The organism is Allopusillimonas ginsengisoli (genome assembly GCF_004153455.1).
GTDB lineage: Bacteria > Pseudomonadota > Gammaproteobacteria > Burkholderiales > Burkholderiaceae_B > Allopusillimonas > Allopusillimonas ginsengisoli.
Window position 1 is genome coordinate 54,453 of sequence record NZ_SDQE01000012.1, and the last position, 24,399, is coordinate 78,851.

23 protein-coding genes are annotated in these 24,399 nt (G+C 58.8%); 12 read left to right on the forward strand and 11 right to left on the reverse strand.

All coding sequences use genetic code 11. The annotated features are described in order from the left end of the window. The first annotated feature begins 6 nt into the window (after positions 1-6). Complete coding sequence (locus ERE07_RS17575; protein ID WP_130010355.1) at positions 7-1,149, forward strand: deoxyguanosinetriphosphate triphosphohydrolase; 1,143 nt, start codon at positions 7-9, stop codon at positions 1,147-1,149. 57 nt (positions 1,150-1,206) lie between these two features. Here ERE07_RS17575 and uvrA read toward each other — a convergent pair whose 3' ends face one another. Next, the gene (gene uvrA, locus ERE07_RS17580) at positions 1,207-4,053 is read right to left on the reverse strand and encodes an excinuclease ABC subunit UvrA (protein WP_130010356.1); all 2,847 of its coding nucleotides are present in this window, start codon (positions 4,051-4,053) and stop codon (positions 1,207-1,209) included. Positions 4,054-4,176: 123 nt separating this feature from the next. On the opposite strand from uvrA, the gene ERE07_RS17585 reads away from it, so the two are divergent. Both ERE07_RS17585 and ssb read left to right on the forward strand, forming a co-directional pair. Then, positions 4,177-5,385, forward strand: a complete 1,209-nt coding sequence (locus ERE07_RS17585) for an MFS transporter (RefSeq protein WP_130010357.1) — start codon at positions 4,177-4,179, stop codon at positions 5,383-5,385. 212 nt (positions 5,386-5,597) lie between these two features. Next, on the forward strand, positions 5,598-6,086 hold the full coding sequence (ssb, locus tag ERE07_RS17590) for a single-stranded DNA-binding protein (RefSeq protein WP_130010358.1): 489 nt from the start codon (positions 5,598-5,600) through the stop codon (positions 6,084-6,086). 183 nt (positions 6,087-6,269) lie between these two features. Here the strand turns inward: ssb and ERE07_RS17595 are convergent, their stop codons facing one another. Genes ERE07_RS17595 through ERE07_RS17615 form a run of 5 tightly spaced genes read right to left on the reverse strand, consistent with a single transcriptional unit; the run spans position 6,270 to position 10,910 of the window. After that, positions 6,270-7,229 (reverse strand): Bug family tripartite tricarboxylate transporter substrate binding protein, encoded by a 960-nt coding sequence (locus tag ERE07_RS17595; RefSeq protein WP_130010359.1) that lies wholly within the window; start codon positions 7,227-7,229, stop codon positions 6,270-6,272. A gap of 32 nt (positions 7,230-7,261) precedes the next feature. After that, positions 7,262-8,284 (reverse strand): ABC transporter substrate-binding protein, encoded by a 1,023-nt coding sequence (locus ERE07_RS17600; protein WP_130010360.1) that lies wholly within the window; start codon positions 8,282-8,284, stop codon positions 7,262-7,264. A gap of 25 nt (positions 8,285-8,309) precedes the next feature. After that, positions 8,310-9,329 (reverse strand): TauD/TfdA family dioxygenase, encoded by a 1,020-nt coding sequence (locus ERE07_RS17605; protein ID WP_130010361.1) that lies wholly within the window; start codon positions 9,327-9,329, stop codon positions 8,310-8,312. 3 nt (positions 9,330-9,332) lie between these two features. Continuing rightward, entirely contained in the window at positions 9,333-10,136 is an 804-nt protein-coding gene (locus ERE07_RS17610; protein ID WP_130010362.1) for an ABC transporter permease, read from the reverse strand. Between the two features lie 3 nt (positions 10,137-10,139). Continuing rightward, positions 10,140-10,910: an ABC transporter ATP-binding protein gene (locus ERE07_RS17615; RefSeq protein WP_130010363.1), complete on the reverse strand. Its 771-nt coding sequence runs from the start codon at positions 10,908-10,910 to the stop codon at positions 10,140-10,142. A gap of 261 nt (positions 10,911-11,171) precedes the next feature. Between ERE07_RS17615 and ERE07_RS17620 the strand changes: the two genes are divergently transcribed. After that, a complete protein-coding gene (locus ERE07_RS17620) occupies positions 11,172-11,927 on the forward strand; it encodes a maleate cis-trans isomerase family protein (RefSeq protein ID WP_130010364.1) in 756 nt (251 codons plus the stop codon). Between the two features lie 12 nt (positions 11,928-11,939). On the opposite strand, the gene ERE07_RS17625 is transcribed toward ERE07_RS17620, so the two are convergent. Next, entirely contained in the window at positions 11,940-12,773 is an 834-nt protein-coding gene (locus ERE07_RS17625) for a GntR family transcriptional regulator (protein ID WP_130010365.1), read from the reverse strand. A 261-nt stretch (positions 12,774-13,034) separates the two neighbouring features. Between ERE07_RS17625 and ERE07_RS17630 the strand changes: the two genes are divergently transcribed. Next, positions 13,035-14,012: an MBL fold metallo-hydrolase gene (locus ERE07_RS17630; RefSeq protein ID WP_130010366.1), complete on the forward strand. Its 978-nt coding sequence runs from the start codon at positions 13,035-13,037 to the stop codon at positions 14,010-14,012. Positions 14,013-14,156: 144 nt separating this feature from the next. Here the strand turns inward: ERE07_RS17630 and ERE07_RS17635 are convergent, their stop codons facing one another. Further along, positions 14,157-15,785, reverse strand: coding sequence for an MFS transporter (locus tag ERE07_RS17635; RefSeq protein ID WP_130010367.1), 1,629 nt, complete (start codon positions 15,783-15,785; stop codon positions 14,157-14,159). 166 nt (positions 15,786-15,951) lie between these two features. Beyond that, positions 15,952-16,458, reverse strand: a complete 507-nt coding sequence (locus ERE07_RS17640; protein ID WP_130010368.1) for a GlcG/HbpS family heme-binding protein — start codon at positions 16,456-16,458, stop codon at positions 15,952-15,954. A 101-nt stretch (positions 16,459-16,559) separates the two neighbouring features. On the opposite strand from ERE07_RS17640, the gene ERE07_RS17645 reads away from it, so the two are divergent. Beyond that, complete coding sequence (locus tag ERE07_RS17645) at positions 16,560-17,261, forward strand: MBL fold metallo-hydrolase (RefSeq protein ID WP_130010369.1); 702 nt, start codon at positions 16,560-16,562, stop codon at positions 17,259-17,261. Between the two features lie 83 nt (positions 17,262-17,344). Here ERE07_RS17645 and ERE07_RS17650 read toward each other — a convergent pair whose 3' ends face one another. Beyond that, complete coding sequence (locus ERE07_RS17650; protein WP_130010370.1) at positions 17,345-18,181, reverse strand: NUDIX hydrolase; 837 nt, start codon at positions 18,179-18,181, stop codon at positions 17,345-17,347. A 257-nt stretch (positions 18,182-18,438) separates the two neighbouring features. Here ERE07_RS17650 and coxB point away from each other — a divergent pair, with 257 nt between their 5' ends. The 4 genes from coxB (at position 18,439) to ERE07_RS17670 (ending at position 22,556) form a co-directional block, all read left to right on the forward strand. Beyond that, entirely contained in the window at positions 18,439-19,599 is a 1,161-nt protein-coding gene (coxB, locus tag ERE07_RS17655; protein WP_130010371.1) for a cytochrome c oxidase subunit II, read from the forward strand. An 81-nt stretch (positions 19,600-19,680) separates the two neighbouring features. Beyond that, positions 19,681-21,294, forward strand: a complete 1,614-nt coding sequence (gene ctaD / locus ERE07_RS17660; protein ID WP_130010372.1) for a cytochrome c oxidase subunit I — start codon at positions 19,681-19,683, stop codon at positions 21,292-21,294. A 128-nt stretch (positions 21,295-21,422) separates the two neighbouring features. Continuing rightward, on the forward strand, positions 21,423-21,647 hold the full coding sequence (locus ERE07_RS17665; RefSeq protein ID WP_130010373.1) for a DUF2970 domain-containing protein: 225 nt from the start codon (positions 21,423-21,425) through the stop codon (positions 21,645-21,647). Between the two features lie 33 nt (positions 21,648-21,680). Continuing rightward, positions 21,681-22,556, forward strand: coding sequence for a cytochrome c oxidase subunit 3 (locus tag ERE07_RS17670; RefSeq protein ID WP_130010374.1), 876 nt, complete (start codon positions 21,681-21,683; stop codon positions 22,554-22,556). A gap of 68 nt (positions 22,557-22,624) precedes the next feature. On the opposite strand, the gene ERE07_RS17675 is transcribed toward ERE07_RS17670, so the two are convergent. Further along, on the reverse strand, positions 22,625-22,831 hold the full coding sequence (locus ERE07_RS17675; RefSeq protein WP_130010375.1) for a twin transmembrane helix small protein: 207 nt from the start codon (positions 22,829-22,831) through the stop codon (positions 22,625-22,627). 36 nt (positions 22,832-22,867) lie between these two features. Here ERE07_RS17675 and ERE07_RS17680 point away from each other — a divergent pair, with 36 nt between their 5' ends. Then, the gene (locus ERE07_RS17680; RefSeq protein WP_130010376.1) at positions 22,868-23,737 is read left to right on the forward strand and encodes an SURF1 family protein; all 870 of its coding nucleotides are present in this window, start codon (positions 22,868-22,870) and stop codon (positions 23,735-23,737) included. Between the two features lie 67 nt (positions 23,738-23,804). Next, positions 23,805-24,398, forward strand: a complete 594-nt coding sequence (locus ERE07_RS17685) for an SCO family protein (protein WP_130010444.1) — start codon at positions 23,805-23,807, stop codon at positions 24,396-24,398. The last annotated feature ends 1 nt before the right edge of the window (position 24,399 follow it).

The following is a 24,399-nucleotide window of genomic DNA, read 5'->3' on the forward strand; positions in this document are numbered from 1 at the left end:
CGCGGCATGATTGTGCTCGCGCCTTATGCCTGCCATCCGGAAGCCTCCCGCGGCCGCCGTCATGTAGAGCCGCCGCCCACCGGTCGCAATGCGTTTCAGCGCGATCGCGATCGCATCATCCACTGCAATGCCTTTCGGTTGCTCGAATACAAAACCCAGGTCTTCGTCAACCACGAGGGGGATCTCTTTCGCACCCGGTTGACGCACAGCATAGAGGTTGCGCAGATCGCACGTTCGCTGTCGCGCAATCTGGGGCTGCACGAAGACCTCACCGAAGCGATCTCGCTGGCGCACGACCTTGGCCACACGCCCTTTGGGCACGCCGGGCAGGACGAACTCAATGCCTGCATGCGCGAGCTGGCCCCCGCAGCAGGCGGCTTCGAGCATAACCTGCAGAGCCTGCGTGTTGTGGACGAGCTCGAGGCACGCTATGCGGCGTTCAATGGCCTGAACCTGTGTTTTGAAACGCGCGAGGGCATTCTCAAGCATTGCTCGGTCCATCATGCCCGCACGCTGGGCGACGTGGGCGAGCGTTTTCTGGCCCGAACCCAGCCGTCGCTGGAGGCGCAGATCGCCAATCTGGCCGACGAAATCGCCTATAACAATCATGATATCGATGATGGGGTGCGTTCGGGGCTGATTTCGGTCGAGCAATTGCAGGTGTTGGAAATCTTCGCAACGCATTACGCGCAGGTCAAACGCAAGTATCCCAATATAGAAAAACGGCGTCTGGTGGCTGAGGTGGTGCGAGCGATGATCAACACGCTGGTCGTGGATCTTACCGAAACCACGCTGGCCAACATCCGCAAACATGGCCCGGCGCATGCAGACGATGTGCGCGCCGCGCCGCCGCTGGCGGCGTTTTCGATGTCCATGCGTCGCCAGGCCGATGCGCTCAAGCAGTTCCTGATGCACAACCTGTATCGGCATTATCGCGTGATGCGCATGACAACCAAGGCCCGCGCCATTGTGCGCGAACTATTCGTGGCCTTTCTGCAGGAGCCACGCCTGTTGTCCGATGAATACCGGCGCGACGACGAAGTAGCGCAGGCGCGTGCGATCGCCGACTACATCGCCGGAATGACAGACCGCTATGCCATTCGCGAGCATACGCAGCTATTCCGGATGGGAGGCGATGCCGCGCTGTGAGCGCCTGGAGGCGCCTATGGCCGATTCACCGGTTTCCATGGCGCCGCTGCTGCGTGGTCAGCGTTCCAGCAAGGGTTTCAGATAGCGTCCCGTGTAGCTTTGCGGGGTCGCGGCAATGGCTTCCGGAGTGCCCTGCGCGATGAGATAGCCGCCCTTGTCGCCGCCTTCTGGCCCCATGTCGATCACCCAGTCCGCCGCCTTAATGACATCGAGATTGTGTTCGATGATCACCACCGTATTGCCGCCTTCCACCAGCTTGCGCAGCACGTCCAGCAGCAGCGCGATATCCTGGAAGTGCAGGCCCGTGGTGGGTTCATCCAGGATGTACAGCGTGCGGCCCGTGCTGCGCTTGGACAGCTCCAGAGACAGCTTGACGCGCTGTGCCTCGCCGCCGGATAGCGTGGTGGCGCTCTGCCCAAGCCGCAGGTAAGACAGGCCGACATCCATCAGCGTTGTCAGCTTGCGTGCCACGGAAGGTACGGCGTCAAAATATTCCAGCGCCTGTTCCACGGTAAGGTCCAGTACCTGGCTGATGTTGCGGCCGCGATAGCGGATCTCCAGCGTTTCTCTGTTGTAGCGCTTGCCGCCGCAGACATCGCAGGGCACATACATGTCGGGCAGAAAATGCATTTCAACCTTGACCACGCCGTCGCCCTGGCAGGCTTCGCATCGGCCTCCCTTGACGTTAAAAGAGAATCGCCCGGGATCGTAGCCGCGCGTGCGGGATTCCGGCACGCCTGCGAACAATTCGCGGATGGGCGTGAACATGCCGGTATACGTGGCAGGATTGCTGCGAGGCGTGCGGCCTATGGGGCTTTGGTCCACATTGATGATTTTGTCGAAATGCTCCAGCCCTTCGAGCGCATCGTACGGCGCAGGTTCGGTTTGTGCGCGATGCAGTTTTTGCGCAACGGCTGTGGCCAGCGTGTCGTTGATCAGCGTGGATTTTCCCGAACCGGACACGCCCGTAATGCACACAAGGCGGCCCGCGGGGATGGCCAGTTCGACGTGCTTCAGGTTGTTCCCGCGCGCGCCCTTCAGGCGCAGCCAGTCTTGGTCCGGCGAGACAGCGCGACGCGGGCCGATGTCGATGCGGCGAGCGCCACTCAGGTACTGGCCGGTCAAGGACCTGGGGTTTTGCTCAAGATCCGCGGGGGTGCCCTGAGCCACGATGTGCCCGCCGTGCTCGCCAGCGCCAGGGCCCATGTCCAGAACAAAATCCGCAGCGCGGATCATGTCTTCGTCGTGCTCGACCACGATGACGCTGTTGCCCAGGTCGCGCAGATCCTGCAGCGTTCGGATGAGGCGATCGTTGTCGCGCTGGTGCAGGCCGATGGAGGGTTCATCCAATACATACATGACACCTGTCAGGCCTGAGCCGATCTGGCTAGCCAGGCGGATGCGCTGGGCCTCGCCCCCTGATATCGTGTCGGCGCTGCGGTCAAGCGACAAATAGTTCAAGCCGACATTGTTCAGGAACTGCATCCGGGCTTCGATCTCGCGCACGATGCGCTCGGCAACGTCTTTTTTCGCGCCGCCCAGTTCCAACGCCTGAAACCATGCCAGACATGCGGACAATGACAGGGCTTCTACCTCATAGATGGCCCTGCCCCGGGGCGTGCTGCCTTCAGGGCCGCCTCCCAGCAGCACGTGACGGGCTTCGGTGCGCAGCCGCGACCCCTGGCAGTCTGGGCAGACTTTGACCTGCCGGTATTTGCCCAGCTCTTCGCGCACGGCATTGGAATCTGTTTCGCGCCAGCGCCGTTCGAGATTGGGCAGGATGCCTTCGAACGCATGCTTTTTGACGGTCGTGCGGCCCTTTTCGTTCAGATAGAGGAAAGAGACTTCTTCGTCTCCGGACCCATACAGCACTTTGTCGCGTATTTCCTGCGGCAATTCTTCGAACGGCGTGTTCAGATCAAAATGATAGTGCGCGGCCAGACTGGTGAGCAGCGTATGGGTGAAGGCATTGCGCTTGTCCCATCCGCTGATCGCACCGCTGGCCAGGCTCAACTCCGGGAAGGCGACGACACGCTTGGGGTCGAACACCTCGACAGAGCCCAGCCCGTCACACGTGGGGCAGGCGCCTACGGGGTTGTTGAAGCTGAATAGGCGAGGCTCGAGCTCGGACAGGCTGTAGTGACACACCGGACAGGCATAGCGGCTGGAAAATGGCAATTCTTCGCCGGTATCCATGTTCAGCGCCAGTGCGCGGCCTTCGGCCAGCTTGAGTGCGGTTTCGAAGCTTTCGGCCAGTCGCTGCTGGATCTCGGGCCGCACGCGAAGGCGATCCACCACCACGTCGACATCGTGTTTTTCTGTTTTCTTGAGCGGGTCAAGCGCATCGATGGCCTGCATGTTGCCGTCGATGCGCAGGCGCACAAAGCCCTGCGCCTGAAGGCTGGCGAACTCATCTTCGAAGCTGCCCTTGCGCGCCCGTGCGATGGGCGCAAGAATGGCCAGCCGGGTATCTGGCGGCAGGCTCAGCACCTTGTCGACCATCTGGCTGACGCTTTGCGCCTGCAGGGGCAGGTTGTGATCCGGGCAATAGGGGGTGCCCACCCGCGCATACAGCAGGCGCAGGTAATCATGAACCTCGGTAATGGTGCCGACAGTGGAGCGGGGGTTATGCCCCGCTGACTTCTGTTCAATGGAGATGGCCGGAGACAAGCCCTCGATCAGGTCGACGTCGGGTTTGTCCATCAACTGCAGGAATTGGCGAGCGTAGGCGGACAGACTTTCTACATAGCGCCGCTGGCCTTCCGCATAGAGCGTGTCGAATGCGAGCGACGATTTCCCCGAGCCCGACAGGCCTGTCACCACCACCAGTTTGTGGCGTGGCAGGTCGACGGAGATGTTTTTCAGATTGTGCGTTCGGGCGCCGCGGATGCGTATCGCTTCCATAAGCTCGCTGGTTAGGGGTTCGAAAGGGCAACTTGTTACTATAACGCGCCAGCCGTTTCCCTGCGCTGGCCTTTAGCACGGCCGCAGTACGCGGCAGCGATATGGTTTAATTGATCCAACCCTATGAGCACCCACACCTCTCCTTCAGCCAGCCCCTCCAGGACCAAGCTCAAACTGACCCCTGTCGAGCGCCGCGCCAGCGTCATGCTGGCCTTGCTGTTCGCCGCCCGCATGTTGGGCCTATTTCTGCTCACGCCGGTTTTTGCCGTGGTGGCGCAAACGATTCCAGGCGGCGATAATGCGGCGCGCGTCGGGCTGGCCCTGGGCGCCTACGGCCTGACGCAAGCCGTCATGCAGATTCCGCTGGGCATGGCGTCCGACCGTTTTGGCCGCCGCCCGGTCATTGTGTTCGGAATGGTGCTGTTCATCATCGGTGGTGTCATCTGTGCCCTGGCACGCGATGTGGACTGGATACTGGCAGGGCGCGTTATCCAGGGCCTGGGGGCTGTCTCGGCCGCCATCACCGCCTGGGTGGCTGACGCCACCCGTCCGGAAGTACGGACGCGCGCGATGGCGATGGTGGGCGGATCCATCGGCATCTCGTTTGCGGTTTCGCTGGTGCTTTCACCTATGCTGGTGGGCGAATTCGGCCTGTCGGGGCTTTTTTGGGCCATCAGCCTGCTGGGCTTTGTCTGCCTGCTGATCGCGGCGTTTGTGGTGCCCTCTGTGCCCCAGACCAAAAGCCCCATTGTCCAGGCCCGGGCGCGCGATGTATTGCGCCACGTTGACCTGCTGCGCTTGAATTTTGGCGTGTTCTGTCTGCATTTCATTCTGATGGCGCTGTTTATCGTGGCGCCCGGCATGCTGGCGCGCCTGGGCGGTTACGATTCGGCCAATCTGTGGGAGGTTTATCTGCCCGTCATCCTGATGTCCTTCGTGCTCATGGTGCCCGCCGTGTTTTATACCGAGACACGGCACGCACACAAGGTCGCGCTGGAGATCGCGGTGGCCGGCCTGGTGGTGGTGCTGGCGCTGATGCCGCTGGCCAGCCACAATTTCTTTGCCCTGGTGGCCATGCTGATCGGCTTTTTCATTGCCTTCAACATTCTGGAAGCCTTGCAGCCTTCACTGGTGTCGCGCGTGGCACCCCCGGAATACAAAGGCCTGGCGCTCGGCTTTTACAATACGGCGCAATCGCTGGGCGTATTCATGGGGGGCGCGATGGGCGGCTTGCTCGCGTCAAAAGGAAGTATCTCCTCGGTGTTCCTGCTGTCGGCGGGACTGGCTTTTGCCTGGTTTCTGACTGCGCGAGGATTCAGGTCGCAGTCCTGATGTGCGGGGCCCCCGGGCCAGGGGGCCTTGTGCTGGCGCCGTTTACGGACCAGGGCGTTTTTCTCATCCCTGGCGTTCAGGCGAGGGCTGTGTTGCTGCTGAAACGGCAGGGCGATTCAAGCCGTCCGCATTTGCACGGTATCCGTATGCGTAACACCCTAAAATCGTCGATAATGGCTCATTAAGTACTATTCAGTTTTAAAGGTATCGTCATGGCCTCAGTCAACAAAGTCATTCTCGTCGGCAATCTCGGCCGCGACCCAGAAGTCCGCTACAGCCCGGATGGCGCGGCCATCTGCAATGTTTCCATCGCGACCACGTCTCAATGGAAAGACAAGGCGACCGGCGAGCGCCGCGAAGAAACCGAATGGCATCGCGTCGTGTTTTACAACCGTCTGGCCGAAATCGCCGGCGAATATCTGCGCAAAGGCCGTTCCGTCTATGTCGAAGGCCGTCTCAAAACGCGCAAGTGGCAGGATAAGGAAACCGGCGCCGACCGCTACAGTACCGACATCGTCGCCGATCAGATGCAAATGCTTGGTGGTCGCGAGAGCGGAGAAGGCGGCGCGGGCGGCGGTGACTACAACCAGGCCCCTCCTCAGCGCAGCCAGCGTCCCGCACCCCAGCAGCAGCGCCCCGCCGCGCAGTCGCAGTCTGCGCCCGCCAATCTGGCGGATATGGACGACGATATTCCATTCTGAGCGGTTCGCAAGCTGCTCAGTGTCTTGCAGGTGAGAGTCCTGCAAGGCATTTATGCTTGGTAGCCTTCGAATCTGGGGCGGGCGTTCGAAGCGCAGTGTGGCTAGGTATGCGAAATCGATGCGGGCTAACGCGGTGTCTCTCGAACGCTAGTGAGCCGCAAAGAAACGGCCACACCCCGCAAATCATTCAGGCTTGATGTGTTTTGCCTTGATGATCTCCGCCCACTTCGTTCTTTCGCCACTCAAGTAGGCTAAGAAAGCCTCTGAGGAGCCGCCTGCGGGCTCGAAGCCCAGCGCACGAAGCCGGGTGATCGTCTCGGGATCTTGCAGCGCTTGGGCAAAAGCCTTCTGCAAGATCGCGACCACTTCTGGCGGGGTCCCGGCTGGAACAAGCGCTCCAGACCAACCATTTGCGTCAACGTCGTGAATGCCTATATCGCCCAGGCTGGGGATTTCGGGTGCCAAGGGTGAACGCTGGGGCGACAGCACTGCCAATGCTTTGAGCTTGCCTGCTTCTATTGCATCTGACAGGCCGGCAAGCCCATCCGCACCCAGTTGAACATGCCCGCCCAATAAGTCCGTTTTGAGCGGACCGGATCCCTTGTAGGGGATATGCTGCATGACAGCGCCTGTTCGCAAACTGAGAAGCTCCATCACGAGATGTGCATTAGCACCCGTGCCGGCCGATCCGAAGTTTAGCGAGTCCGGATTTGCCTTGCCCTGGTCAATGACCTCTTGCATCGTGGAAACTGGTGAACCGGGTGCGGCCACCAGGACGTTGCTGTAGCGCGTCAGCTGGATCACGGGCGTGAAATCATCGAATTTCCAGCCCAGTTTGTCGAACAAGGCTTCGCTCGTTGTGAAGTTGGGCGCTGTTACCAGTACTGTGTATCCGTCGGCCGGGGCGCGCGCAACAAACTCAGTACCTATATTGGCCGAGGCCCCCGCCCTGTTCTCGACGATGACAGGCTGCTTCAGCGAAGTGGATAAGCGGTCCCCCATCAGGCGCGCCACGATATCCGTGCCGCCACCTGGGCTGTACGGCACCACGATGCGTATGGGTTTGCTTGGAAAATCGTGCGCCCATGCGCTGGTCACACATAGCGCAAACGCCAGAAAGAGGCGGCTCGTAAAGGTAATCATTGCTACTCCCCCACTGCTTTTATGATGATGAATTAGGCCAGCGCAAGCTTAGCGAACGAATTGTCGACATAACGATCAAGCGGCACGCCATGCGTCTTGATGATTCCGATCTTCTCCATGAGTTGCACCCCTTCCTTCCAGGCCTGCTCGTCGCATACGATGCGTTGAACATTGCCCGTCGGCTCACAGTAGGTTTTCAGCATGGACAGAACGCTGCGGCCCTTTTCGACATCAGCCCCTTCGACAGGGTTGAACTGCGCAACAATCGAGATCAACTCATCGAAATTCCGTTCGTCTTGCATGTAATCGAGGCCTTTGCGGCACACTTTCAAAAACTTGACGATCGCATCACGATTCCTGGCGTCCGCTGCGTTCTTCTTGGAGATCAGAATCGCATCGCCAGGCAGTGGAACGTAGTCGTGCAGCGGGGCGTAAAGCAGATCGATATTCATCTTCTGCAAGGCGAACTTGCTGTCTGGAAAAACGAAGAAGGCGTCTACGTCTCCCCGCTGGAGAAAGGCGGCCCCCGAAGACGACGAACCGGTAACGACCTTCGTCACGTTGGCGGGATTCAGCCCGACGGCAAGACTCATCGCGTCCAGCAGGACGTCGGTGGCGCCGCCGAGCGACATGACACCAATCGTCTTGCCCTGGAGTTGGGCTGCCTGATTGATGGGTTTGTTCTTTAATGACGCCAGCTCGAAAAAACCTTTATAGGTGACCTGCCCTATGGTCAGCAGATCCGCCCCTTGATCGGCGATTGCCGGGCACGAGGTTGAAGAGGAAGCTTGACCAAAAAACGAATTGGACGAGGCCACTTGAATGACGCTTTGGGCGGTTCCTGTCCCAACGCGAATGTCGACATTCAGCCCTTCGTCTTTGAACCAACCCTTTGCCACGCCAACGAGCACGTACGAGTGCACAAGATTAATTCTTGCGGGCGACACCCAACTGAGCGATGTCGGGCTCGCGAATGTGATGGACGGAAACAGGAGCGAGCTCCCAATGCCGGAGAGTGCAGCCACCGAAGCAAGGCAAAATGATCTTCTGTTCATGTTGTTACCCGTAAAAGTTGCGCGACTATTCGGTGAATGCGCCAAGGGCCCATTTTTCTGGGTCCGAGAAGCGAGATTCAAAGCACGCCGGTCGTTGTGCTTGGCTGCGATTGTTTACATAGAGGCGCCACAGCAATCGGCGTTTTTCCAGCTCTTCGTGATCTTCGAATGCTGTACGCGAATGCAGCACGACATGGTTGTTGAGAAGCTGAATATCACCGCGCTGGAAGTCCATGTGAACAATGAACTCGTCGCTGTGGCAAAGGCGATCGAATTCGTTCATCGCAGCCACTTGGCGATCGCTCAATCGCGGCACCTCGGAAAAGCGCTGTGCGGATTCGATGTATTCCCTGCAATAGCGATTGAATACCTCGCCGTTATGCTCGTGAAAGAGCGCAGTCACATAATAGGGAAGAACGCCTTCGACCTCCTCGCCCCGGCGGTCATAATGAAACGGCTCACACAGCACCTGGAGCAGGTCGGGTGTGTGTGTTTTCATATGGTTGTAGATGGCCACCGAACTCACGATGGCCGAGAGTCCTCCGGACTTGGCGGGATGCATACACAGCAGGGCAACACAGTCACACGAGTCGCTATGGAAATCCATGTGCATGCCGGTTTGATAGCCTCTCACGCTGGCATCGGCCTTCCAGTCTTTGGCATAATTCATGACTTTGCCAATGACGTCGCCCTTGGGGTTCTGTGCAACCACTTGGCCAAAATAGCGTCCCACGGCAGCATATCCATAGGCCGCTTCGGACTGCGTCAGCGAATCCAGCGGAAAACCGCGGAACAGCACGAATCCCCGGCCAGTCAAGACGTCTTCGGCCGCACGATGCAGGGTCTGATGCAGCGTGCCCGTCTGTTGCGCGAAAAAATGCTGCTCTATTTCATGGGTTGGCCGGCTTTCCGCCGCCAGCGACTTTGCCGCGGCAACGATCTGCTTGCATTCATCGGCGGTGAAAGTCACTGTCCAAGTGCTCGGGTCGTCGGCGGCTGCATGGGTCCATGCAGCAGGATGGTTTTTCGTCTCCAACTCGATCATTGCTCAGTTCTCCAAAGCTGTGGTGGATGGCGCGCGTATAAGCAAACGGCGCAGGGATGAAACGCTGGTGTAGAAAACAATGCCAAAGACCATCAATATCAGAACAGTCGCGAACATCTGATCGACTTTCAGTGCATTGAGTGTCATGACGATAAGTGCTCCGAGCCCTTCGTTGCCGCCCAGATATTCCCCCACAATGGCCCCGGTAACAGCCAGCACGCTGGCCGTCTCGATACCTGTAAGCACAAAGGGAAGAATGGCTGGCACCTCCAGCGACCTGATCACCTTGATGCGATTTGCGCCAATGATGCGGAACAGATCGTACTGGCGCTCAGGAATCGAGCGAAAGCCGAGAATGGTGTTTTTCAGAATGGGAAAGAACGAGAGCAGTGCAACCATGAAAACCTTGGACTGGATGCCAAAGCCGAACCAGAGAATGAACAGCGGCATAAGCGCCACTTTCGGTGTCACTTGCGATCCGATGAGGAACGGGCTCAGCACGATCTCGGCCAATCGAAATTTGGAGATCAGTGCGCCAAACAAGACCCCAAACGTAATCGAGATGGAAAAGCCGATGAGTACTTCGGAAACGGTGATGGTCAGATGTCTTCCGAACCATGGCTGCTGCACCAGATGAAAGGCGGCGCGAAAGATGGTCGACGGAGATGGCAGTACGAGAGGGCTGATCTGAAGCGCCCTGACCAAAAACTCCCACGCAAGCAGAAACACCACAATGACAACTGCCGACACACTCAAGTGCTGGAGGCCACGCAGAACGGCCACACCCCTTTTTTTGTTTTCTTGCATGGTTTATCCGCCAAGGTCGATTTTTATTTGGGCCGAAAGGGCGACTGCCTCGGGTTTGGCCAGCCACGCTGCGCCTCGGGGTCGAGGCGCATCGATGCGATAGGTTGCCTTGATGCGGCCGGGATGCGGCGTCATGACAACCACCCTGTCCGCGAGCAATACGGCTTCGGAAATCGAGTGCGTGACCAGTACGACAGTCGCGTTGGAGGCGTGCCATACGCGCTCCAGCAGTTCATTCATGCTTTCGCGGGTAATGGCATCCAGCGCACCGAAGGGTTCGTCCATGAGGATCAGGCCAGGCTTGCAGATGAGCGCGCGAGCCAGGGACACACGCTGGCGCATGCCGCCGGATAGCTCGGAGGGGAAGGCATCGAGGAATTTTTCGAGCCCAACCTGCGCTGCGAGCTCCGCGACGCGACCCTCCGCCAACTTGGCCTGGCCTTCCGCCTCCAGCGGAAGGCGAATGTTTTCGGCGACGGTGCGCCACGGCAGGAGATTGGGTTCCTGGAACACAAATCCGACACGCCCCGCGATGCGCGGCAAAGCCTGGTTCTTGGTTCCGTAGATCGAGTACCCCTCAAGCTTCAGGGCACCGCTGGAGGGCGGGTTAAGACCGGCAAATGCACGCAGAAGACTGGTCTTGCCGCACCCTGACTTGCCGACGAACACGCAGAACTCGCGTTTGCTTACTTGCATCGACAGCCCTTCATAGGCCACTACAGCGGCGTTGTAGCGCTTCGTCAAATCCACAGCCTCTATGGCAAATGTGTCCACGGATTGAGCTCCTTGTTTGGGCCCGCCGGAGCGGGTTGACGACGCCAGCTCTGTGCGCCTGCCTGCCGCCTCAGGTTCGCATGCGCACCTGGATGGCCTTGATTTTCGTTGGGTGTGTCTATACTATTTGTGTCTTAATGTCTTGTCAATAGGACAATTAAAAGCCGGCTTGCGTGAAAACGGAACCGGTCGATTTGTATACCCTGTCCAGTAACGTTATCAATCCAGGTAATGGTTGTTTATTTGGAGCGAGAGATCCTTATGCATGATCGAGAGTACGGCGCGCGAGCGGTGATTGGCGTTGCCATTCCGCAGGCTAATCCTACGGTGGAGCCAGAGATGGCGGCCTTGATGCCGCCTGGCGTTTCCCTTGTGGCCACGCGTCTGACGAGCCAGTGCAGCGAGCCGCGCGAGCGCTTGTTCCAATACGAGTCGGGCTTTCACCATGCGCCTGCCAGTTTCGATACATTGAAGCTTGATGCGCTGGGCTTTGCCTGTACCGGGGCTTCGTATTTAGTCGGCGCCGCGGTTGAGGACGAGCGGATCGCTGAGCTTTCAAATTCGGTCGGGTACCCGGTGATGTCTGCTGCGCAAGCCATCAAGGCGGCGCTCTCGCGCTTGAAGGCGCGGCGCATGGCATTGCTGTCGCCCTATGCCGCGTGGTTGACGGACGCCGGTCTGGATTATTGGCGCGAGCAGGGAATTGAAATTGTGCAAACGGCGACGATTGCGCTGCCCAGCAGCGATACACGCGGCGTCTACGCCATACGAAACGCCTCGGTAATGCAGGTCAGTGAGGCTTTCATGGGCGTGAGTGCGGACGTTTTATTGTTGTCCGGCACCGGCATGCCGACACTTCGTGCGTTGGAACCCCTTCAGCAGAAGCTGGGCATTCCGGTGCTCAGCTCGAACTACTGCCTGGCCTGGGCGCTTCTTGATCGTCTCGAGCTGTTGTCGCCACGTGCGGACGGTGGTTCGCTGCTCAGCGGGTACGAGTCCGCGCTTGAGCGCCTGTAACGCGAAACGAACTCAGGGAATGGGCCGGCCGAGGTCCACCTGCATCTTATTGTCGGCATCACGCGTCCAGGAGATGCGAAACTGAAAACGATCGGGGTGATAGTAAATTTCAGCAAAATTGACTGGCTGATCATTTTCGTCGAAAAACAGGCGACTGACTTTCAATAGAGGAGCGCCGACGTGCGTTTGCAATAACTGGGCCTGGCTGTCGTCGGCCAGACAGCACGCTATGGATTGCTCGACGCGGGAGATTTCTACGTTTGAGCGTAGCAGCATGTCGATCAGATTGTATTTTTTCAAATCTTCTTGAGTGAATGCCCGGCCTACGGATTCAGTGACGTGGCTAACAGATAGAGAAAAAGGCTTGTTACGCAACATGCGCACGCGCGTTGCGTTCTGAACAATGGCGCCAGGGCTGAGATTCAAGGCATGAGCCACGGTGGGCGAGGCTGCCTGATACTCGAACTGAATCAGTTTGATCGTGGTTCCGTGCCCAATATGGGAGAGATTGACGAGAAGTTCCTGAATGCCTGCTGCAATCGGTTTGCCAACCTGAAGCGAAGCGGCTTCCTGGGTGACGGTGGTACCTTTGCCGCGGCCGCGCGTCAGCAAGCCTTCGTCTGCAAGAATATTCAACGCGCGCTGTATGGTAATGCGGCTCACACCAAAGGTCGTCATGAGCTCTGTTTCGGCTGGCAGTACGTGCCCCGGCGCATACATCCCACTGATAATCCGTTCGCGGAAAAGCAGATACAGCCTGTGGTACAGAGGCAAAGGCGACGGCCCGCCCAAAACAGATTCCGACGTTTTGCGGACATCGCCAGCAATTGGTGAAGAACGTTTCATTGTTTGTAATCAGATTTGTGCAGTAGGATGAATGATATATGGTTAAGACTTTAGCTGCACTGTAGAACCCGCGCTGATGACTGTGTGGTCGGGCATCCCTCACTATGGCATCTCTGCACGGTGGGAGCGCTGTTCGCACAAAGTGGGCGTGCGCCAGCCGGTCGATTTCGGCTAGTCTCCCAATTCTATGTAAGATGTATGGGTAATTTGTATATAACCAAACATCATTAATAGTCTACTGTCACAAGAAGGGAGCTTGTCATGGCATATATCCTGCAAAGAGGCCTTGCCGCCTTGTTCGTCTGTATGACCTTGGGTTTTGTCCCCGCATCGGCGGATGAAACGTCGATAGCGCTCAAGCCTATACAAGTCAGCCCTCATGTGTACTATTTTGGCGGTGAATCCAGCATGGCCAGCGCGGCGAACAAAGGCTTTATGTCCAATGCCGGCTTTGTTGTCACCGAGGACGGCGTCGTGGCGTTTGATGCCCTGGGCACGCCTGCACTGGGCGAAGCCATGCTGACTGCGATCGCGAAGATTACCGATCAGCCGGTCAAACGCGTCATCGTCAGTCATTATCATGCGGATCACATTTATGGCCTGCAGGCCTTCCAGGCTGCGGGCGCCGAGATCTGGGCGCACACCAAGGGGCAAGGCTATCTGCATTCCGATATTGCGCAGGAGCGCCTTGAGCAGCGTCGGGCTGACCTTGCACCCTGGGTCAATGAAAACACCAGGGTATTGCCGGCTGACCGCTGGCTGGATTTCGCGGATGGCAAAAAAATTCCGTTCACGATGGGCGGCATGCATTTCCAGATTATCGATGTCAGTGGCGCGCACTCGGACGAAGATATTATGTTGTTTGTGGAAGAGGACAAGGTGCTGTTCGCCGGCGATCTGTATTTCACGGGCCGTGTGCCATTCGTGGGCGATGCGGACAGCAAGGCCTGGCTGGCGGCGCTGGACAGCATGCTGGATGCAGACCCCAAGGTTGTCGTCCCTGGTCACGGCGCATCGTCCACCAATACCAAGGAAGACATGGCGCTGACACGCACCTACCTTGAGTACCTGCGCAAGGAGATGGGCGCGGCGGTTGAGGATATGACGGGATTCGAAGAAGCCTATGCATCAACGGACTGGAGTCAGTTCGAATCCTACCCCGCCTTTGAGGATGCCAATCGCATCAATGCCTATGGGCAGTATCTGGTGATGGAGCGGGAAAGCCTGGAGGGCAAGTAGCCGCCCATGCGTTTGCGGCAGGCACCGCAGAAGGCGCCGTCGATAGGGCTGGCCCGGCGATGAACGGCATGCTCCTTTCGGCGCGGGCTTTGCCGAACCCGGAGCCTGTTGTCATCGCGCGATCCATCAATGGACCCTGGCCCCTCAATGCAATTCGGGATGTTGCTTGAGGGGTGTGTCGTCGCGCACAGGCACTGTCTGGCGTTCTATCATGCGGCGCACCCGGGGAGGTTCGGCGCCGCGATGCAATGCCAGGATTCTGTCGAACACCTCGGCATCGGCAAATGTGCGGCGCTGGTGATGGCGCACGTATTCCACCCAGGTCGGCACGTGGTAGCTTTCTGTCCAGATGTGGGGGTTTTCGAGGTCGCGCAGCAGTGCCCATTGTCGTGCGCCGTCCCGGATGCGGATGCGTCGGCGCTGGGCCATGGCGCGCAGGAACGGGCGGATGTCTTCTTGTGCAATCTCATAATCAAGCGTAACCATGATGGGGCCGCTGCGCGGGCGCAGATCCAGGCTCAGTTCAGGCTCGTGGAAGCGATCAAGGGGATCCAGATTCAGCGTGCCGAACTCCGGCAAGGCGTAGCGCAAGCCGATCAGCGCGCCGATCAGGAGGACGAGGCCGGATACAAACAGCGCGCTGTTTGCGCCGTGGGCATCGGCGATGAGGCCCCAGATCCAACTGCCCGACGCCATGCCGCCAAAGGCGGCGGTCTGGTAGATGGCAAGCGCCCTGCCAACGACCCATCTGGGCGTGGACAGTTGCACAGTGACATTGAAGAGGGAGAGCGTCATGACCCAGCAAGCGCCTGCAGGCAGCAGCATGAGGCAGCTAAGCCAGGTGTCTCGACTATATGAGAGCAGCACCGCGCTCAAGGCAAAAATCAGGAATGCCGCGCGCACGATTGTTTCGTTGCGCCAGATTTCGCGCACTCTTGCATTGAGCAGCGCGCCGATAATGGCGCCGGCGCCGAAACACCCCAGCAGGATCCCGTAGGTGAAGGCGCCACCCTTGACGAGGTCGCGCGCGACCAGCGGCAGCAGCGCAAGCACGGAGATGGCCGCAAGCCCAAAGAGAAAGCTGCGAAACATGACTTTGAGCAGGTTGGGCGACATGATGATGTATCGCAGCCCTGCCGAAATCGCGCTGCCAAAGGCTTCGCGCGGCAGCGTATGCGGTGCGCGCCTGGGCTTCCAGCGCGTGAGCGCCACGATGAGCGCAATATAGCTGACGGCATTGAGCGCGAAGGCGAGGGCTGCGCCGGCGAGCGCGACGATCATGCCGCCCAGTGCCGGACCGACGCTGCGCATCAGGTTGTAGCCCATGCTGTTGAGCGTGACTGCGCCCGGCAAGTCTTCGCGCGGCACGAGATCGCCCATGGAGGCTTGCCAGGAGGGGTTGTGCAGTGCCGTGCCGCAGCCGATCAGGAAGGTAAAAGCCAGCAAAAACCAGGGTGTCAGGCCGCCTGTGAGGGCGAAAACCGCCAGAATTGTCGAGACAACCATCATCATGATCTGTGCCGTGAGCATGATATTGCGGCGATCAAAACTGTCTGCCAGCGCGCCCGCCGCCAGCGAGAAGATCATGATGGGCAGCGTTGTGGCTGCCTGCACCAACGCCACCATGTCATCTGAATTCGAGATGCTCGTCATCAACCAGCCGGCCCCCACCGCCTGCACCAAGCCCCCCAGATTGGAGGCCAGTGTGGCGGTCCATAAGGAACGGAATGTGAGGTGCCGGAAGGGTGCCAGGGGTGATGCGCTCTGGGGCATGTCGAAATCTCCTGTCTGCTTAGTCGAGATGTGCATGCCCGCGGGCGAGCGTCATTGGGTCAGGAGCAACCTGGCGGTTTGCTGCTGGCAATGCGCGTGGGCTGGCTGTCGGTCTTTGCCTGGAATTCTACTGTAACCTTTGCCCAGCGAAAACCGGTCGACTGCCTTACTGAAAATCCAAATCCGCCTGGATGGCATCAATGCCCGCCTGAGCGCAGGCCTGGTCGGCATCGCCGCCGGGGGCGCCCGATATGCCGATGGCGCCCACGAGCGAGCCGGCCGCTTCAATGGGCAAACCGCCGCCCAGCGCGAGAATATGATTGAGATGGCGTATTCCGGAGGTTGCCTTGCCCGGTTGCGTGGCCTCGGCCAGTTCGTTCGTGGACATGCGGAAGCTGGCGGCGGTATAGGCTTTGCGTGTGGCGGTCTCTGGTGTATGGGGGCCTGCATAACGGTCGCGCAAGACCGCGATCGGCGTGCCGGACCGGTCGGTAACGCTGACGGCAACCTGGTAGCCGCTGTCCTGGCACGACGCCAGGGCAGCCTGGGCCGCAGTCAAGGCCGCTTCCGTGGTCAGGGTATCGCTGGAGTAGGTGGCGTCGGCCGCCTGAACGGTGCTGCAGACCAGGCAGGCCAAGCCCAGTGCAACCAGGGTCTGGTGTCGTCTCTTCATCGTATGTCTCCTTATTTGCAGGCTGAATCAGGGGTTCTATCATATTATTTTTAGGTATTAATTTATATTATTATAGATATATTGAATTTAGGAGTACTGCCATGATTTTCAAGCAGCTTTTCGACTCCTCTTCGTCAACGTATACCTACCTGCTGGCAACGGCTCACGGAGGGAAGGCCCTGTTGATTGATCCTGTTAAAGAGCATATGGATCAGTATCGCCAACTGCTGGCCGAATTGGACGTTGAACTGGTTTACGCGATCGATACGCATACGCATGCAGACCATATCACTGCGCTCGGTGATCTGCGCGACATGACGGGATGCATCACGATCATGGGAGACCAGTCCAAGGCGGCCTGCGTATCCCAATACGTCAAGGACGGCGAGCGGCTGAGTGTGGGTGATATCTGCCTGCAAGCCTTGTACACGCCGGGGCATACCCACGAGTCTTTCTGTTTTGTGCTGAATCCCGACCAGCCTGTAGCGGTATTCACCGGCGATGCCTTGTTGATCCGGGGTACAGGCAGAACGGATTTTCAGGGCGGCGATGCGGGGCAGTCGTGGGATTCCATCATGCAAAAGCTCTTTAGCCTGCCTGATCACACGGTTGTGTATCCAGCGCATGATTACAAGGGCTGTACGTCTTCCACGATCGGCGATGAAAAGCGGCTCAATCCCCGCCTGGCCGGCAAGACGCGGGAAGAATATATCGAAACGATGAATGCACTGAATTTGCCGTCGCCAAAGATGATGGATGTCGCGGTGCCAGCGAATTTGGCATGTGGGCAAACGGATCGATGAGTGTTGTCGGGGCTGGCAGCGGTTTGCGCATGCAGCCTGGCCATCGCTGGCCAGGCCTGACCGAACGGCACGGCGCCGTGCGGTCAGGCGGCGGCCCGGCCTGTGGGCAGGCGACGCCTGAGGCCGTCGATGATGACGAGTTCGGCTTCGCGTGTGAATGCGTTGGCTTCGACCATGGCCCAGGCCTGGCCCATGGTAACGAGCCGGAACTCGCTGACTTCGCCGTCCTGGTTTTCGGGTTTGACCGAATCGGGCAGGATGCAATCGCTGACGAGCACGTCCTCAACCTGGTATCCCTCCGGGAGACGGCGGTGCATGCGCAGAATCACGCGCAGTGGATCCCTGTTCTGCATGTCCTCCGGCCTGAGGCCGGCCTCTTCGTTGCTTTCTCGCAACAGCGATATTTCAAGGTCTTCACCGGCGCCCGCAAGGCCGCCAACGAGCGTATCCCACATGTCGGGGTCGGTGGACTTGGTGGCGGAACGGCGTGCTATCCACAGCCGGCCATCGGGCGCCCAGGCGTTCAGGTGGACCGCCTTGGTCAACAAGCCAAGGGGGCGGACCGCCGCGCGTTCGATGGCGCTGAGGCGTCGTCCTTCTCCAAAGACATCGAGCAGTTCGTTGCGCCATCCGCGCAAGCAGCCTTTGTCGCGCAACGTGGCGGCGATATTGGCGAGTACGGCTTCCAGACGCAAGCGTTGGCGCGGCGCGGCGGTGACGTGGACGGCTTCGGGATCGACATGAACGCCGGGCAGTCCATCGACATTCATCGTGGCTTTCGCTGTGATCCATCCTGCGACGCGACCGGACACAGTGAGCGGACGCGATCCGCTGGGAGGCAGTTGGTGGATGCGCCTTGCAAGCTGCTGTTGGCGCACGGCCAGCGCAGGTTCAATTACGTGAAGAGGTACTTCGTTCATGCCATAATTGTAGTGTATGGCCGAGCGGCCACGCAGATTTTTGCAGCACAAAACACCGTTCATACAAGCGTTATCAGCCCACGGTGGGTTTGAGTTCGCTATAATTCTGCGGTCTTTAAGTAATTCGAGCAGGCATTTTGCGTTGTGTCATTGTAAGCCTGCCACCCAATAATTCAGTGCGCTTCCACGTTTTTTTTGGCCCGGTTTTTTGACCAGGATCAACGTTTGGCATAAGCACGTCGTATTTCGAGGTCAGCATGAAGAAGTTGAGATGGTTATCCGGCGCGGGCGCTTTGCTTATGGCAGGCGCTGCGGTGGCGAAGGTCGAGGATATGCCCGGAGGCCCCAGAGTCAATCAGCTCAACCTCCACGAGGGGGTTACTGAAATTGCCCGCGATATCATGTGGGTGCACTGGATGATGATGATCATCTGTGCAATCATTTTCGTGGGCGTGTTCGGGGTGATGTTTTATTCCATCATCTACCATCGAAAATCACGCGGTGCCGTTGCCTCGAAGTTTCACGAGCATCTGGGCATTGAAGTTGCCTGGACTGTCATCCCCTTCCTGATCGTTATCGGCATGGCGCTTCCCGCTACCCGTACGGTCGTGGCCATGAAGGATACCTCCAGCGCAGACCTTACCGTCAAGGTAACGGGTTACCAATGGAAGTGGGGTTACGAATATCTCGACGGGCCCGCGCAAGGCGTCAAGTTTCTGTCGAACCTGGCTACTCCGCGCGACCAGATCGAAGGCGGGGCGCCTCGCGGCAATCTCTACCTGATGGAAGTCGACAAGCCTCTGGTTGTGCCGGTCGACAAGAAGGTCCGTATTGTGCTGACCGCCAACGACGTCATCCACTCGTGGATGGTGCCTGAGTTCGGCGTCAAGCAAGATGCCATCCCTGGCTTCTTGCGCGATACCTGGTTCCGCGCCGATAAAATCGGCTCCTATCGTGGTCAGTGCGCCGAGCTCTGCGGCAAGGATCACGCCTTCATGCCCATTGTTGTCGACGTCGTGTCCCAGGAAGACTATGATAAGTGGACAGCCGAGCAGAAAAAGGCATTGGCTTCCGCTGCCGACGATCCCAACAAGGAATGGACCAAGGATGAGCTGGTTACCCGCGGTGAAAAAATCTACGCCGCCAACTGTGTAGCCTGTCACCAGGCCAACGGTCAGGGCATTCCGGGCACCTTCCCTGCACTCGACGGCGACGAAAAGTTCGTGCTGGCGCCCAAGAAAGGGCAAATCCTCACCGTGCTCAATGGCCATCCGGGTACCGCCATGCAGGCATTCCGCGACCAGCTCAATGATGTCGAAATTGCTTCGGTCATTACATATACCCGCAATGCATGGGGCAACGCAGGCAAGGGGAAAGACCCTGTTGTGCAACCCAAGGATGTCGTCGAGCTGCGTTGATGCGGCAACCTGAAACGAATTTGACTGTCATTTGCCGGGCTGCTCCACGCAGCAGCCAGGTTGAGTAGGAAGGAGTCCACCATGAGCAGTGTTACTGCCGATCACGTCCCAGCCACCCCGGGGCCCGAAAGCCACGGGCACGATGATCATCACCACAAGCCCCACGGCTGGCGGCGCTGGTTGTTTGCCACCAACCACAAAGATATCGGTACGATGTACCTGATCTTTTCGTTCTGCATGCTGCTCGAAGGCGGCGTGCTGGCCTTGCTGCTGCGCACCGAGCTGTTCTCGCCGGGCTTGCAGTTTTTCCGTCCTGAACTGTTCAACCAGTTCACGACCATGCATGGCCTGATCATGATTTTCGGCGCAGTCATGCCGGCGTTCGTGGGTTTTGCCAACTGGATGATTCCGCTGCAGATTGGCGCATCCGACATGGCTTTTGCCCGCATGAACAACTTCAGCTTCTGGCTGCTGCCCATTGGCGCCACGTTGTTCACGGTGTCATTCTTTGTTCCGGGCGGCGCCAACGCCGCCGGCTGGACGATGTACGCGCCGCTGTCCCTGCAGATGGGGCCTGGCATGGACTTCACCATCTTTGCCGTGCACATACTGGGGGCGTCCTCGATCATGGGGGCCATCAACATTATCGTGACGGTGCTGAACATGCGCGCGCCCGGCATGACAATGATGAAAATGCCGCTGTTTTGCTGGACCTGGCTTATCACTGCCTACCTGCTCATCGCCGTGATGCCTGTGCTGGCTGCCGCGGTGACCATGCTGCTCACTGACCGTCACTTCGGCACGTCTTTCTTTAACGCAGCCGGCGGCGGCGATCCGGTTCTGTATCAGCACGTGTTCTGGTTCTTCGGGCACCCCGAGGTCTACATCATGATTCTGCCGGCATTCGGTATTGTGTCGGCGGTGATTCCAGCCTTTGCCCGCAAGCCGCTGTTTGGCTACGCTTCCATGGTATACGCCACGGCTGCCATTGCCATCCTGTCTTTCCTGGTATGGGCGCACCACATGTTCGCCACCGGCATGCCGGTGACCGGGCAGCTTTACTTCATGTACGCCACCATGCTGATCTCCATTCCTACTGGCGTGAAGGTGTTCAACTGGGTGGCCACCATGTGGCGCGGCTCGCTGACGTTCGAAACGCCCATGCTGTTTTCGATCGGCTTTATCTTCGTGTTTGTCATCGGCGGGTTCACGGGGTTGATCCTGGCTGTGGCGCCTATCGACATTGCGGTGCATGACACCTACTACGTGATTGCCCACTTCCATTACGTGATGGTTGCCGGCTCGCTGTTTGCCATGTTCTCCGGCGCCTACTACTGGCTGCCCAAGTGGACAGGCCGCATGTACGACGAAAAACTGGCCAAGGTGCACTTCTGGTCCAGCATGATTTCGTTCAACCTGACGTTCTTCCCCATGCACTTCCTGGGCCTGGCCGGCATGCCTCGCCGCTACGCAGATTACTCCGCGCAGTTCACCAACTTCAACGAGATTGCCACGATCGGCGCGTTCTGGTTCGGTTTTTCCCAGCTGATATTGCTCTACGTTGCCGTCAAGGCATGGCGCGGCCACGGTGAGCCGGCCCCTGCCAAGCCCTGGGAAGGCGCAACTGGCCTGGAGTGGACTGTGCCTTCGCCAGCGCCCTTCCACACGTTTGTTGAACCACCGGTTGTGAAATAAGGTAGTGACCATGACACCCGAACAACGCCGGAAGAACCGCTATACGGCCATCGCACTGGTAATCCTGGTGATTGCCGTCATGGCATGGGCCTTCTGGCGCGGCTCCTCGCTGGGAGGCTGAGGCAGCCATGGCCGACGACATTAGCCGCCTGGCGCGCCGCAAGCTCAATTTCTTCCAGACAATGAAAGCGGTCGCCTGGGGGCTGTTTGGGGTGCGCAAGGGCAAAGGTTATTCGGAAGACATAGCCAGCCTGAACCCACTGCACCTCGTTATTGCGGGTATTATTGCCGCATTGGTTTTTGTTCTGGCGCTGATCGCGGTTGCGCGCGGGCTGATAGGCTATTTGACCTAATATCTTTAATTCAATAATTCGCAGGAGAACACCATGAGTGCAAGTCACTCGGCTCAGGGGAAAGAGGCACCTTACTATTACGTGCCAGCCGATTCAGTACACCCGGTCCGGGCAAGCTTTTCCTTGCTGCTCACGCTGCTCGGGGCTGCCTTGTGGATCAACAGCTATGAGGCTGGGTTCTGGCTGTTCATTGTTGGCATCATTGGTCTGTTTGTTGTGCTGTATGGCTGGTTCGGTGATGCAATCCGTGAATCAGAAAGCGGCATGAACAGCGTTCGGGTAGACTATTCCTATCGCTGGAGCATGGCCTGGTTTATTTTCTCGGAAGTCATGTTCTTCAGCGCCTTCTTCGGTGCGCTGTGGTATGCCCGCGAAGTCACAACGCCCTGGCTGAGCGACCTGGATCACCAGACACTGCTTTGGCCGAACTTCACCGGCGCCTGGCCCAATTTTGGCCCCGCGGGTGTCGTGTCCGAGTTCAAGACCGTTGGTCCGTTCTGGCTGCCCACGATCAACACGGCGCTGCTGCTGACTTCTGGCCTGACGCTCACGATTTCCCATCACGCATTGCGCGCCGGCAATCGCGGCAAGACCATCTTCTGGCTGCTGGCGACGGTTGTTCTTGGCTTCACCTTTGTGGCCTGTCAGGCCTACGAGTACTACCACGCCTACACAGAGCTGAACCTGCGCTTTGATTCGGGCGCGTATGGTTCGCTGTTCTATATGCTCACGGGCTTCCACGGCTTCCACGTTATCCTTGGTGCGACCTTCCTGACGGTGATTCTGATTCGTCTGCTCAAGGGGCACTTCTCGGCCAACCACCATTTCGGTTTCGAAGGGGCGGCCTGGTACTGGCACTTTGTGGACGTCGTCTGGCTCGGCCTGTACCTGTTTGTATACTGGTTCTAAGGCGTTCAGTAGCCTTTTGCAGGTACACGCATAAAAAAGGCTGGCTTTGCCGGCCTTTTTTTTGGTGTCTAGCGGGCAGGAAGCCCGGTGGTTTCGATCCAGCCCATATGATGGGCGAACAGCACAAACAGGAATAGTGCGATCGACAGGCCAATACGCACAGTGAGGGCGTTGACTGTCCGGTTGGTGCCGCCCTTGTCGCGCATGAGGTAAACCAGGGCGGAGGCCAGGCTTCCCAAAATACCCAGGAAAGCCAGCACGACGAGAATACGCATTATTTGCCTCCGAAAAAAGCTTGAATTATTGCAGACATGGTACGCCTACACACGAGTTATCGCACCCTGGCCGCGCTGGTACTCCTGGCGCTGCTGGCGTATGTGTTCGTGTCTCTGGGAAACTGGCAACTGCGTCGGGCCGCGGAACGCACGGCGATTAGCCAGACGATTGCCCATGGCCGGGCGAGCGCGCCCTTGCATTTGCAGGCCGATACGCCGGATGGCGCGCTGGTTCCCTGGCGCCCTGCGAGCGCCACGGGTGTCTGGCGCCACGATTTGACGGTGTTGCTGGAGAATCGAAGTTATCGTGGGCAGCCGGGTTACTGGGTGGCGACGCCGCTGGTGCTGAGTGACGAGCAGGCAGTGTTGGTGCTGCGCGGCTGGTTGCCTCGCTTTACCGGCGATACGGGCCTGCCGATTCCGCCAGATGTCCCCGTTCCCGACGAGGTGCAGGAAGTACAAGGTGAGCTGTTGGAACGGGTGCCGCGCCTGTTCGAACTGGCAGGATGGGCGGGTGGCGGCGAGGTTAAGCTCCCGGCACACTTGCCGCAGGACAACGGGACAGTGCCGATCGTGCAGAATCTGGACCTGACCGACTACGCGGCGGCAACCGGTTTAAAATTGCTGCCGGCAGTGCTGGCGCAAACGAAGGCGGCACAGCCTGGCAAGATTGACGGCGTTGATCCTGCCGCGCGCGCCAGCATGCGGGATGGCCCCCACGCACCCGGCGTGGCGGCCGCCTCGCCAGACACACCACCTGCCATGGCGTTCGACTGGCCCGAACCTTCGGTGGACGCCGACCAGAATCGCGGCTACGCGTTACAGTGGTTCGGCTTTGCCGCCATTGCCGCGATTGCATGGCTATTTATCGCCTGGCGCACCTTGCGTCGGACGCGCAACCCCTGATTTCAAGGATATTACTGTGCCCAGCACGAATCCCGCACCCCCGGCAGCCGCTCCGCGCAAACGTTCCATGTGGCCGGTTTACCTGATTATCCTGATATGCCTGACGCCTGTTGTCCTGGCTTTGCTGGCTTACTACGTGCCTTCGCTGGGACTGCGGCCCGAAGGGCATACCAACTATGGTACCTTGCTGCAACCGCAACGCCCGATGCCTGATAGCAGTGCAATGCCGCTCAAGACACTGGACGGCCAGGCCTTTGATCTGGACAGCCTGCGGGGCAAATGGCTGCTGGTGACGGCCGATGCGGCGGCCTGCCCCGAGTCCTGCGTGCGCAAGCTGTTCATATTGCGTAACTCGCATGCCAGCCAGGGCAAGAACGTAGAGCGGCTCGCGCGGATCTGGTTCGTGACGGATGATGGCAAGGTGCCGGCGGAGGTGCTTGAGGCTTATCGCGGCACCAATATGCTGCGCGTGGATCCGGCCAGGCTCGCCGAGTTTCTTGCGCCGGATGCCACACCGCAGGAACGCGACGCGGCGCTCAAGCAACCCATGTGGATCATCGACCCGCTGGGTAACTTGATCATGCGTTATCCAGACGAAGCAGATCCGCTGTCTGTGCGCGATGACATTTCCAAATTGATACGCAACTCCCGCATAGGCTAGC